The 11,427-nt window shown below is 70.4% G+C and carries 11 protein-coding genes; 4 read left to right on the top strand and 7 right to left on the bottom strand.

The window, feature by feature from the left end; genetic code table 11:
• The first annotated feature begins 63 nt into the window (after positions 1-63).
• On the top strand, positions 64-1,275 hold the full coding sequence (locus ON41_RS25525) for an NAD(P)-dependent malic enzyme (protein ID WP_040750329.1): 1,212 nt from the start codon (positions 64-66) through the stop codon (positions 1,273-1,275).
• Positions 1,276-1,655: 380 nt separating this feature from the next.
• Here the strand turns inward: ON41_RS25525 and ON41_RS25520 are convergent, their stop codons facing one another.
• The 7 genes from ON41_RS25520 to ON41_RS25490 form a co-directional block, all read right to left on the bottom strand.
• The gene (locus ON41_RS25520; RefSeq protein ID WP_083905634.1) at positions 1,656-1,982 is read right to left on the bottom strand and encodes a hemophore-related protein; all 327 of its coding nucleotides are present in this window, start codon (positions 1,980-1,982) and stop codon (positions 1,656-1,658) included.
• 93 nt (positions 1,983-2,075) lie between these two features.
• Positions 2,076-3,401: a HAMP domain-containing sensor histidine kinase gene (locus ON41_RS25515; RefSeq protein WP_040750327.1), complete on the bottom strand. Its 1,326-nt coding sequence runs from the start codon at positions 3,399-3,401 to the stop codon at positions 2,076-2,078.
• Entirely contained in the window at positions 3,398-4,072 is a 675-nt protein-coding gene (locus ON41_RS25510; protein WP_040750487.1) for a response regulator transcription factor, read from the bottom strand. Before ON41_RS25510 ends, ON41_RS25515 begins: the two co-directional genes overlap by 4 nt.
• A 69-nt stretch (positions 4,073-4,141) precedes the next feature.
• Positions 4,142-4,825, bottom strand: a complete 684-nt coding sequence (locus ON41_RS25505) for an ABC transporter permease (protein WP_040750326.1) — start codon at positions 4,823-4,825, stop codon at positions 4,142-4,144.
• Entirely contained in the window at positions 4,822-5,517 is a 696-nt protein-coding gene (locus ON41_RS25500; RefSeq protein ID WP_040750325.1) for an ABC transporter permease, read from the bottom strand. Before ON41_RS25500 ends, ON41_RS25505 begins: the two co-directional genes overlap by 4 nt.
• Positions 5,514-6,665, bottom strand: coding sequence for an ABC transporter ATP-binding protein (locus ON41_RS25495; protein WP_040750324.1), 1,152 nt, complete (start codon positions 6,663-6,665; stop codon positions 5,514-5,516). Before ON41_RS25495 ends, ON41_RS25500 begins: the two co-directional genes overlap by 4 nt.
• A 10-nt stretch (positions 6,666-6,675) precedes the next feature.
• The gene (locus tag ON41_RS25490) at positions 6,676-7,572 is read right to left on the bottom strand and encodes an ABC transporter substrate-binding protein (RefSeq protein ID WP_246461137.1); all 897 of its coding nucleotides are present in this window, start codon (positions 7,570-7,572) and stop codon (positions 6,676-6,678) included.
• 226 nt (positions 7,573-7,798) lie between these two features.
• On the opposite strand from ON41_RS25490, the gene ON41_RS25485 reads away from it, so the two are divergent.
• From ON41_RS25485 to ON41_RS39335, 3 genes are all read left to right on the top strand, one after another.
• Positions 7,799-8,770 carry a glycine betaine ABC transporter substrate-binding protein gene (locus tag ON41_RS25485; protein WP_246460879.1) on the top strand — a complete coding sequence of 324 codons (972 nt, stop codon included), beginning with the start codon at positions 7,799-7,801 and terminating at the stop codon, positions 8,768-8,770.
• 54 nt (positions 8,771-8,824) lie between these two features.
• Positions 8,825-9,763: a DMT family transporter gene (locus tag ON41_RS25480; RefSeq protein WP_063709955.1), complete on the top strand. Its 939-nt coding sequence runs from the start codon at positions 8,825-8,827 to the stop codon at positions 9,761-9,763.
• Between the two features lie 52 nt (positions 9,764-9,815).
• Positions 9,816-11,427 (top strand): bifunctional phosphatase PAP2/O-acyltransferase family protein (locus ON41_RS39335; RefSeq protein WP_174411357.1); only part of this gene is annotated, 1,612 nt, incomplete at its 3' end.

The raw sequence follows: 11,427 nt of genomic DNA, 5'->3' as shown, positions 1-11,427 counted from the left end.
ATACCCGGCGGTAACCGCTAGCCGGGCTAGCCACCACCGAGCAGGAGTGAGATCGTGTCACCCGTGACTGACGCACCGAATGCCGCCACGGCGAGCCGTGAGAACGATGCGGCAAGCCTTTCCGCAATTACGCACGAAGAGATTTTCGCGGGTCATCTCGGGGGCAAGCTCTCGGTGGAATTGACCGCTCCGCTGGATACCCAGCGCGATCTGTCTATCGCCTACACCCCGGGTGTAGCGCAGGTCAGCCGCGCCATCGCCAAGGACGAGCTGCTGGCCAAGCGCTACACCTGGACCGACCGCCTGGTCGCGGTCGTCTCCGACGGCACCGCGGTGCTCGGCCTGGGCGATATCGGCCCGCGCGCCTCGCTGCCGGTGATGGAGGGCAAGGCCGCGCTGTTCAAGAAGTTCGCGGGCCTGGACTCGATCCCGCTGGTGCTCGACACCAAGGACGTCGACGAGATCGTGGAGACGCTGATCCGGCTGCGCCCGAGCTTCGGCGCGGTGAACCTCGAGGACATCTCCGCGCCTCGGTGCTTCGAGATCGAGCGGCGCGTCGTCGAGGCGCTGGACTGCCCGGTCATGCACGACGACCAGCACGGCACCGCCATCGTGGTGCTGGCCGCCCTCAACGGCGCGGCCAAGGTGCTCGGCCGCGACATCTCGGGGCTGAAGGTCGTGGTCTCGGGCGCCGGTGCGGCCGGTGTGGCGTGCACCAACATCCTGCTGGCGGCCGGAGTGCCGGATATCGTCGTGCTCGACTCGCGCGGCATCGTGAGCCGGGACCGCGGCGACCTCAACTCCGTGAAGGCCGACCTGGCGGCGCGCACCAATCCGCGCGATGTCACCGGCGGCGCGGCCGAGGCGCTGTCCGGCGCGGACGTCTTCCTGGGCCTGTCGGCGGGCACCATCGCCGAGGACCTGATCGCCTCGATGGCGCCGGATTCCATCGTCTTCGCGATGTCCAACCCGGACCCGGAGATCCACCCCGAGGTGGCGCACAAGTACGCCGCCGTCGTGGCCACCGGCCGCAGCGACTTCCCGAACCAGATCAACAACGTGCTCGCCTTCCCGGGCGTGTTCAAGGGCGCGCTGGACGCGGGCGCCCGGCGGATCACCGAGGGTATGAAGGTGGCCGCGGCCAACGCGATCTTCGCCGTGGTGGCCGACGAGCTGGCCGTCGACAAGATCATCCCGAGCCCCCTCGACCCGCGCGTCGCTCCCGCCGTTGCGGAGGCAGTGGCGGCGACCGCGCGCGCGGAGGGCGTTGCGTAGCAATTAATTTCACAGAAAAGGTGCCTCGCTCGATTCGAGCGAGGCACCTTTTCGTTTATCTATTGTCCGGCTCGTACTGTCCCCGGTATTGGGGGACGGCTGCGGTATGTGCGCTGGAATAATGTTTAACATATATCGGGAGAAAGGCTGGCGGGCATGGGAATTCGAGCGATTGTCCGAAAGATTCTTCGCCGCCCTGCCGAATCGAAAGGGGCGGCCGAGCAACGCAGAGCCGCGGCGGTTCGCGATCTTGCCACACTGCGGCGCATCAACGAGCGCAACAGGCCCCACGAGAGAAATGCGTACAAGGAGTTCGGGGGAGGCGGGTGCGGCGGCGGCTCGATGTGACGCCGCCACCGCCCCGGTGACCCGGCGCCGCGCTACTTGTGGCAGGCGTGGCGGTAGTCGATGATCGGCTGGGCGGCCGCCTTGAAGTCCTGGACCTCCTGCGGGTGCGCCTGCGCGAAGGCCTGCCGCTCGGCCTTGCGCTGCTCCTTCGGCAGCCCCTTGATCTTCTCCCGCTCGGCCTTGAAGTCGGGGTGGCTGTCGAGGAACGCCTGGATCTGCGGCCGTGCCTGCTCGCGAGCGGCGGCGCGGGCTTCGGGACCGCACTGCGGGCCGTCGGCGGAGGCGACACCGGGCACGGCGATCGCCAGCGCGGCGAGACCGGCCGCACCGGCCAGGACCACGGAAACAGCTCGCTTCATTCGTTGACTCCAATCCTCGGGGACACTGCCCCACCGAATCTGCCCGCTCCGGCTGAAGGGACCCTGAATCCGGGACCCTTCTTCAGCGGATCTTCAGGCGGCGGCCGGGAGCCGCAGCACGAACTCGGCTCCGGCCGAACCCGCCCGCGGTTCCTCGCACACCAGGTCACCGCCGTGCGCGCGGGCGATGCCGCGCGCGATCGCCAGGCCCAGCCCCGAACCCTCGAAGCGGTGATCGCGGCTCGAATCCAGGCGCACCAGACGGTCGAAGATGCGCTCGCGCTCCGCGGGCGGCACGCCGGGGCCGGTGTCGAGCACGCGGACCTCGGCCACCTCGCCCGCGCTGCCGATATGCACCGTGACCGTGCCGTCGGGACCGGCCGCGCGGCACGCGTTGTCGAGCACGTTCACCAGGACCTGGCCGATGCGCTCGGCGTCCGCGACCGCCATGGCCGGGCCGCCCGTGAGCCGGAATTCGGTGCCGGAGTGCACCGTCCGCATACGCTCCAGATGGGTCGCGGCCAGGCCGTACAGGTCCACCCGGTCGCACCGCAGCCGCAGCCCGGCATCGATGCGGGCCAGATCGAGCAGTTCGTCGACCAGCCGGCCGGCCCGCTGCGCCTCGCGCACGAGCAGCGCCTGCATCCGCTGACGCTCCTCCGGATCCGCGTCGGCGGGCTGGTGCAGGACCGCCTCGGCGATCGCCCGGATTCCGGCGACGGGCGTGCGCAGTTCGTGGGCGGCGTCGCCGACGAAAGCACGCAGCCGCCGCTCGGAGGCCTGCGCCCGCGCCTCGGCGCCCTCGAGCGCGTCCAGCATCTCGTCGAAAGCGCTTGCGGTGCGGCCCAGTTCGTTGTCCGTGCGGGACGGCGACAGGCGGCGTCCGCGTCCGCCCTGGGCGATCTCGCGCGCCAGCCGGGTCATCGAGTCCAGCGGCGCCAGCGCCCGCCGCACACCGAACCACAGGCCGCCCGCGATGAGCAGGACGGCCGCCGCGGTCACGGTCGACAGCACCCAGCCGATCCGGGCCTGCACCTTGGCCAGCAGCGGGGTGTCGACCTGCAGGGTCAGCTGGGCGTGGTCGAGTTCGCCGGGTCCGGTCAAGGCCACGCGCCGGGTCTTCGCCTCCGGATCGATCGCCCGCCGCGGCGACAGACTGCCGAAACCGCGCCCGTCGGCGAGCACCAGGCGCGCCCGCACCGATCTCGAATCCACCTGGGCGAGCAGGTCGGGCGGCGGCATCCCGGTCTGGGCCAGCCGCCGCGCGAGCTGGGCGCGGTCGACGAGCACCGCGCTCTCGGTGCGATTGACCACCACGGCGAACGCGGCGTGCATCAGCAGCGACATCAGCACCAGCACGACCCCGGAAATGAGTGCGGCGGTGAGGGTTACGCGACGGCGCAGCGAGACGGTCCTCACCGGTCGCCGGCCCGCATCGTGTACCCCATACCGCGCACGGTGTGCAGCACCCGCGGTCCGTACTCCTCCAGTTTCCGGCGGACGTTGCTGACGTAGACCTCGACCAGATTCGGGTCGTAGTTGTCGTAACCCCAGACGGCCGTGAGGATCTGGGTCTTGGTGACGACCTGGTCGCGGTGCGCGGCGAGATAGGCGAGCAGTTTGAACTCGGTGGCCGTGAGCGCGACGGATTCGTTGCCGCGCAGCACGATTCCGGCATCGATGTCGACGGTCAGGTCGGCGACGGCGATCCGGGTGCGCAGCCGTCCGAGGCGGCGCAGCAGCGCCTCGATACGCGCGACGAGTTCGGTCAGGTCGAAGGGTTTCACCACGTAGTCGTCGCAGCCCGCGCGCAGGCCGCGGATCCGGTCCTCGACCTGATCGCGCGCCGTGAGCATGAGAACGCCCGCGCCGCACCGGGACTGCGCGATATCCAGCAGCGCGAAGCCGTCGCGGCCGGGCAGCATGACGTCCAGCACGATCACGTCCGGCCGGAACCGGTCCAGATCGTGCTCCAGCCGCTCGCCGTGCGGTCGGGTCAGCGCCTCGTGACCGGCCGCGGTGACGGCGGCCGCGACCGCCGTCCGGATGGCCTCGGAGTCTTCGACGACCAGTACGCGTCCAGGCTGCACATCGTCATTCTCCGGCACCGCGTGAGGAGTGCCTGGGTAACGGCTGTGAACCGCTCGAGAGCCGCGGCGCTAATCCACGGGAACCGGGCGGCGCAGGCGGCCGGTGCCGGGCACGCTGGCCCACACCACGAATGCCAGGACGGCATCCAGGACCAGCGCCAGCACCGCGACCAGCAGGGCGCCCACCAGGACGCGGTCGTACTTGTAGAGGCTGATGCCGTCGAAGATGTAGCGGCCCAGGCCGCCGAGATTGACATAGGCGGCGATGGTGGCCGTCGCGACGACCTGCAACGTGGCCGAGCGGAGACCGGTCAGCAGCACCGGCAGCGCGTTCGGCACCTCGACGCGCAGCAGGACCTGGCTCTCGGTCATGCCCATCGCGCGCGACGCGTCGACCACATCGGGGTCGACATTGGCGATGCCCGCGTAGGCGCCGGCCAGCAACGGGGGTATGCCGACGGTGATCAGCGCCAGCAGCGGCGGCAGCAGGCCCAGGCCCAGCAGCAAGACGACGAAGGTGAGCAGGCCCAGCGTGGGCAGCGCGCGCATCGCGTTGGCGAAGCCGACCACGAGGGCGGAACCGCGGCGGGTGTGGCCGATCAGCAGGCCGATCGGGACCGCGATCACCGCCGACAGCGCGACGGTGAGGAAGCTGTACCAGAGATGTTCCAGCAGCCGGTGATCGATGCCGGCGGGACCGCCCCAGTTCGCTCCGTCGGTGAGATAGCGCCACGCGTCCAGGAAGAGGTTCATGCGCTCGCACCCCGCGCCGGATCGGTGGCGAGGCGCAGGCGCCGCGCGAGGGTCGGCCGATCGGTGCGCAGCCACGGCGTGCACCACCGGCCGAGCAGATACAGCACCCGGTCCACCAGTAGTGCCAGCACGAGGACCACGATGATCCCGGCGACGATCTCGTCCGGGTAGTCGCGCTGGTAGCCCTGGGTGAACAGCTTGCCCAGGCCGCCCACGCCGATCAGCGCGCCGACCGTCACCATCGAGATGTTGGTGACCGCGACCACCCGGAGGTTGGCGACGAAAACCGGGAGCGCCAAGGGGAATTCGACCGTCAGGGCGCGCCGCAGCCGGGCGTAGCCGATCGCGTCGGCCGAGTCGAGCACGGCCGCCGGGACCGAATCCAGCGCCGCCGGAACGGCGATCACCAGCAGCGCCACCGAGTAGATGCTCAGCGCGATGACGACGTTCAGCGGATCGATGGCGGGGATACCGGCCAGCGGCGGGATGATCACGAACAGCGCCAGCGACGGGATGGTGTAGGCGAGGCTGGCCACGGTCACGCTGACGCGGCGCAACCACGGGACGCGGCGGACCAGGGTGCCGACCGGAATGGCGATCACCAGACCGATCAGCAGCGGGACCAGCGCGAGATACAGGTGCGTGCGCGCGAATCCGGCGATGTCGGCGAAGTTGTCGACGAGGTACCTCACCGGGTTTCCTCGGTCTCGAAGAAGTGCCGGTTGCGTGCGGCGTCCTCGCCCGCGCGTTGGCGGGCCAGCAGTTCGATGATCTCCTCGGCGATGACGCCGCCGACCGCCGCACCCGAATCGTCCACGGCCACACCGGTTCCCGACGGTGAGGAGATCGCGGCGTCCAGGGCCTGGCGCAGGTCGCCGCCGGGAACGAACAGCGAACCGCCCGCGGACATGCTGCCGGACAACGCGTGTCCGGCTCGCACGGCCTCGACGCCGGTGACGTCCACCCAGCCGAGCGGGCGCCGCCGGTCGTCGACGACCAGGACCCAGTCGCCGGACGCGAGACGCAGTCCGGCGACCTCGTCGGCGGTCGCGGTGCGGAGATCGTGCAGCACAACGTCTTTCGCGCTGCGGAAGGACAGGCCCCGGTACCCGCGGTCGCGCCCGGCGAAGTCGGCAACGAAATCCGTGGCCGGCTCGGACAGGATGCGCTGCGGCGAATCGTACTGTTGCAGTACGCCGCCGCGCGCGAAGACGGCGATCCGGTCGCCGAGTTTGACTGCCTCGTCGATGTCGTGGGTGACGAAGACGATCGTCTTGTGTAGTTCCGCCTGTAATCGCTGCATCTCGGCCTGGAGTTCCTCGCGCACCACCGGGTCGACGGCGCTGAACGGCTCGTCCATCAACAGGATCGGCGGATCGGCGGCCAGGGCGCGCGCCACGCCGACGCGTTGCTGCTGGCCGCCGGACAGCTGTGCCGGATACCGCCCCGCGAGCCCGCGGTCGAGGCCCACCCGGTCGAGGACGTCGAGCGCGTCCCGGCGCGCGGCGCGGCGGGTGCGGCCGCGCAGCACCGGGACGGTGGCGACATTGTCGAGCACCGTGCGGTGAGGCAGCAGCCCGCCGCTCTGGATCACGTAGCCGATACCGAGTCGCAGCTTCACCGGATCGACGGCCGAAATGTCCTCGCCCGCAACGGTGATCGTGCCCGCGGTGGGCGCGATCATCCGGTTGATCATGCGCATCGAGGTGGTCTTCCCGCAGCCGGACGGGCCGACGAAGACGGTGAAGGAACCGGAGTCGATGCGCAGGTCCAGGTCGGTGACGGCCGTGGTGCCGTCCGGATAGGTCTTGGTGACGTTGCTGAACTCGATATCCGCCACGGGAGCGCTCCTATCCGACCGGCTTGTCGAGCCCCTGGGCCGTCACCCACGTCTTGGCCGCCGCGGCGGGCTCGGTCTTGGCGTTGCCGGACACCGCCTGATTGAGCGAGACCAGTTCGGCGGTGGTCAGTTTCGCCGAGACCGCGTCCAGGACCTTCTGGGCCTTGTCGGACTTCTTCTTCGCGTTGAACACCGGCACCATGTTCTGGGCGGCGAAGTTGTGCTTCGGATCCGCGAGGACCACCAGGTCGTTCTCCTTGATGGCGGGCGAGGTGGTGAAGATGTCGGCGGCGGTGACCTGCCCCGAGGTCAGTGCGCGCACGGTCGCCGGGCCGCCGCCGTCGCCGATCGGGACGAATTTGTCCTTGGCGATATCGAGTCCGTAGACGGACTTCAGGCCCGGGATGCCGCCCGGGCGCTCGGAGAACTCGGCGGGTGCGCCGAAACTCACCTCGGCCGAATGCGGGGCGAGGTCGGCGATCGACTTCAGATTCCACTTGTCGGCGGTGGCCCGGGTGACGACCACGGCATCGGAATCCTCGCCGGGGGCGGGCGTGCCGATCGCGAGCTGGTCGCCCAGCGCGGCGGTCAGGGCCTGGTTCACCTGGTCGGCGGCGGTGGCCGTGGCCGACTTGTCCAGGTACTGCAGCAGATTGCCGGTGTAGTCGGGGATCAGGCCGATCGAGCAGTCGCGCAGGGCCGGGATGTAGGCCTCGCGGCTGCCGATGTTGAATTTGGTGTCGATGCCGAATCCGTTGGCGCGCAACGCTTCCGAGTAGATGTTCGCGACCGTCTCGGATTCGGGGAAGTTGGCGGAGCCGACGGTGATCTTGTTGGTGTCGCCGTCGCAGCCTCCGGAGCCGCTGGACAGCGGATCGCTGGTGCCGCCGCATGCCGAGAGCGCCATGGCGGCGGCCAGGGCGACGGCGGTGGCTAATAGGCGCGTGGAACTGATGGGGGTGGCTTTCACTGCAGGTCCTTCCGATGGCCCGGACGCTCCGAGGGGGACGGCGCACGCTCCGACTACGATTCGTCGCGGGACAGCCACCTTCTCGGCTGTCCATACTGTCAGCCGGGTGTCGTTCATACTATGTATCGGGAGTGGGTGTCGCCGGATGGAGTTGGCCGCATCGATGCGGGTGACAGCTCGCGCGGTGGTCGCGATCATGGCCGCTACGCTGGTCGTTTCCTGTTCGGACGGCGATTCCGGGACGGCGATCACCGTCGGCGCCGGAAATTCCGCTCAGTCCGAATTGATCGCCGAGATCTACGCCGGCGCGCTGGCCCGCACGGGCGCGCGCACGGTCACCCGGACCGGCCTCGGCCAGCGCGGCGACTATCTGGCCGCCCTCGACGCCGGCACCGTCGCGCTGGTCGGCGACCAGAGCGGCGACCTGCTGGACGCCCTGGACGCGGCGTCCCCGGCCCGGCTGCCCGACAAGCTCGCCGCCGCGGCCACCACGACGACGCCGGGCGGTACGGCGGACAAGCCCTCCGACAAGCCCGTGCCCGATGTGGCCGACGCGGTCAGCCGGGCGTTGCCCGAGGGGTTTTCGGTGTCCGATATCGCCGACGGCACGGATCTGCGGGCGTCGTTCGTCTTCGCCCCGGCGCACGCCCGCGAATTTCCGGATTCGTTGGCGGAGTTGGGGGGACGGTGTGGTGAGTTGACGGTGGGAGTCGCGACCGGCAGTGAGCTGGATCCGTTGCGGCCCGCGCCCGATCCGCGTCGCGATGTGATCGAGCCGCTGCGGTCGGTCTACGGCTGCGATATCGCGCACTACACGGTGTATCCGAGCGATACGGAACTGCGAAAGGCGTTGCAGGACGGTCATGTTCAGGCCGGTGTGCTGACCGCCCCGGCGGCGCTGCTGCCCGGCGGCGTCGGTGACCTGGTCCCGATCGCCGACCCGAAGTACGCCTTCCGCGCTCAGAGCGTCATCCCGCTGTTCCGCAAGGGCGCCCTCTCCGCGCGCCAGATCAAGAAGCTCAACTACGTCGCGGGCGAGCTGACCACCGACGAACTCACGACCCTGGTCCGCCGCCTGCGCGACGAGCACGCCCCCGACCTCGCCCGCACCTGGCTCGACACTCACGACCTCTGACGGAACCGGGCGCGGGCGTAAAGTCGAGGAGAGATCACCAGTTGGGGGTCCGGCATGGTTCTGGTAGTCGCATTGGGCGTGCTGGCCGCATTTCTCTTCGCTGCGGCGGGGTTCCTGCAACAGCGGGCGGCCCGGGACGTGGTGGCCGAGCAACCGCGGGCGGCGCGGGTGCCCGGACTGTCGATGCTCATGCGGCGCCTGCTGCGCAGCCGCACCTGGCTGCGGGGGTGGCTGACGAATCTGGCCGGATTCGGTACCCAGGCCGCGGCGTTGCAGGTGGGGTCCGTCGCGGCGGTGCAGCCGCTGATGTCGACGCAATTGCTGTTCGCGGTGCCGCTGGAGGCGGCGGGGCGTAGGCGGTGGCCGAATCCGCGTGATCTGCTCTACGCGCTGCTGGTGTGCGCGGGGCTGGCGGTGCTGTTCAGTGTGGAGGGCGCGGCGCCGCTGTCGGGCGATCCGGAACGCGACCGGGTGCTGCTGGCGACGGTGTCGGCGGCCGGGCTGGTGGCGCTGCTGGCCGCCGCGAGCACCCGCTGCTCGATCCGCGTCGCCGCGAATACGGTCGCGGTCGCCGCCGGGATCTGTTTCGCGATGAGCGCGGTCTTCATGAAGCTCACCACCCAGGACCTGCTGCATCGCGGCGTTCCGGCGACCGCGGTGGACTGGCCCGGCTATCTGCTGGCGCTGTCCACGCTCACGGGCCTGCTGCTGGAGCAGGCCGCGTTCGCCGCGGGTCCGCTGCCCTGGGCGATCGCCGCCATGAGCGTCACCAACCCGGTTGTGAGCTACCTCGTCGGCATCCTCGCCTTCCGCGTCGAGATCCCCGTCTCGCCCGGCGCCCTGGCCGGTATCGCCGTCGCCGGGGCCCTGGTGGCCTGGGGAATCTCCGGCCTGGCCCACTCCCCGCTGGCCCAGGCGTTCTACGCCGGGTCCGATTCGGCGCGGGACGACAGCGTGCCCGCGGGCACCATGAGCCACGACGACGCGCGCTGAAGCCGCTCGAAGATCGTAAAAGGCTGGGGGGCTTTGTGTTATGACGGTTGGCGTGGGTAATCCCTCGCGGCGGCCCGTCCTGTGGCGGGATATCGCGGTCGGGCTGGGCGTATTCGGGCTGTATCTGCTGGTGGACAGCATGCACAGCGCGGAGCGGCGGGCCGCGGCCGATCGCAACGCGCGCTCGCTGTTCGATCTCGAGCGGTGGTCGCACATCGATGTCGAGCTGTCGCTGAACCGGTGGCTGGACGGGCGCGACTGGCTGGCCACCGCCGCGAACTACGAATATGCCTTCACCTATATCGTGACCGCGTTCGCCTTGCTGTTCTGGATGTATTTCCGCAGGCCGGCGGACTATCCGCGGGCGCGCGACTCGTTCCTGCTGCTGAATGCGCTCGCCATCGCGTGTTTCGCGGTGTATCCCGTGACCCCGCCGCGGCTGCTGCCGGATCTCGGATTCACCGACACCGTCGTCTCGGGCGGGACCTGGGGGTCGTGGGGTACGCCGCTGGTGGACGGGAGCAATCAGCTGGCCGCGGTGCCGTCGCTGCACGTGGGCTGGGCGCTGTGGGTGAGCGTGGTGCTGGCGCGCATCGCGAGCGGCCTGCTGGTGCAGCTGCTCAGCGCGCTGCACGTCCTGCTGACGCTGTACGTCATCGTCGCGACCGCGAACCATTTCGTCCTCGACGCGGTCGTCGCGGCGATAGTCGTGGCGCTGAGCATCCTGCTGGTCGACCGCTGGCACGACCGCCCGCCCGTGGTGCCGCCGGCCGATGCCTTCTTCCTGCACATCGAGGACGCCGGACTGCCCCAGCAGGTCGGCGGCATGGTCGTCCTGCGGCCAGGGCCCGGCGGACCCACGATCGACGAGGTCCGCGATCTGGTACGCGGCGAACTGTCCCACCTGCCCCGTTTCCGTCAGCGCCTGCATCTGCCCGGCGGCTGGCGGCGCGCCCGCTGGGTCGACGCGGATATCGACTGGGCCTGGCACGTCACCGAGCGGCTCCTAGCGCCGAGGGAGAACGAACTCGGCGGACTACCGGATGCCGGGGAGCCCGACGAACCGGGACCGTGGACGGGTGAGATCGCCCGGCTGGTGGGGGAATTGGCGGGGGAGCCGCTGCCTCGGGATCGGCCGCTGTGGCGGCTGGTGGTGGTGCGGGATCCGGGGGCCGGGGTGGTCGGGGTGGTGTTGCTGATGCATCACACGGTGGCCGACGGGGTCGGGACCGTGGTGCAGGCGCTGCATCTGCTGCGGCCGCCGGTCGACCTCGCCATCGACGGACGGCGGGGACCCGGGCCGGGGCGGGCGGCGGTCGGGATCGCGACCGGGCTGGCTCAGCTCGCCACCGATGCCCGGCCGGCGGGGCGGATACCCGAGGGCTCCACGCGGCGCGACTTCGCCGTGGCGGGTCTGGACCTGGAAACCGTTCGGGCCGTGGCGCATTCGCGGCAGGCGCGGGTCACCGACGTGCTGCTGACCGTCATGGTCTGCGCGTTGCGGCGGATGCGGCCGGACTGGTCCGGGCCGCTGCGCGAGCGGCTGCGGGTGGCGGTACCGCTGATGGTGCGCGAACCGTCCGCCGCGGCCGAGGGCAATCTCACTGCCGCGGTGATGACCGACGTGCCGTTCACCCCCGCCGATCCCGGCGCCCTGCTGTCCG

Source organism: Nocardia transvalensis NBRC 15921 (assembly GCF_000308875.1).
Lineage (GTDB): Bacteria > Actinomycetota > Actinomycetes > Mycobacteriales > Mycobacteriaceae > Nocardia > Nocardia transvalensis.
This window is presented reverse-complemented; position numbering and strand designations above follow the sequence as displayed.

Bases quoted from the DNA above. Each gene is read 5' to 3' on its own strand.
- ON41_RS25520 (WP_083905634.1), bottom strand. From the start codon at position 1,982: ATGAAGCGAGCTGTTTCCGTGGTCCTGGCCGGTGCGGCCGGTCTCGCC.
- ON41_RS25505 (WP_040750326.1), bottom strand. From the start codon at position 4,825: ATGAACCTCTTCCTGGACGCGTGGCGCTATCTCACCGACGGAGCGAAC.
- ON41_RS25490 (WP_246461137.1), bottom strand. From the start codon at position 7,572: ATGGCGCTCTCGGCATGCGGCGGCACCAGCGATCCGCTGTCCAGCGGC.
- ON41_RS25485 (WP_246460879.1), top strand. From the start codon at position 7,799: ATGCGGGTGACAGCTCGCGCGGTGGTCGCGATCATGGCCGCTACGCTG.
- ON41_RS25480 (WP_063709955.1), top strand. From the start codon at position 8,825: ATGGTTCTGGTAGTCGCATTGGGCGTGCTGGCCGCATTTCTCTTCGCT.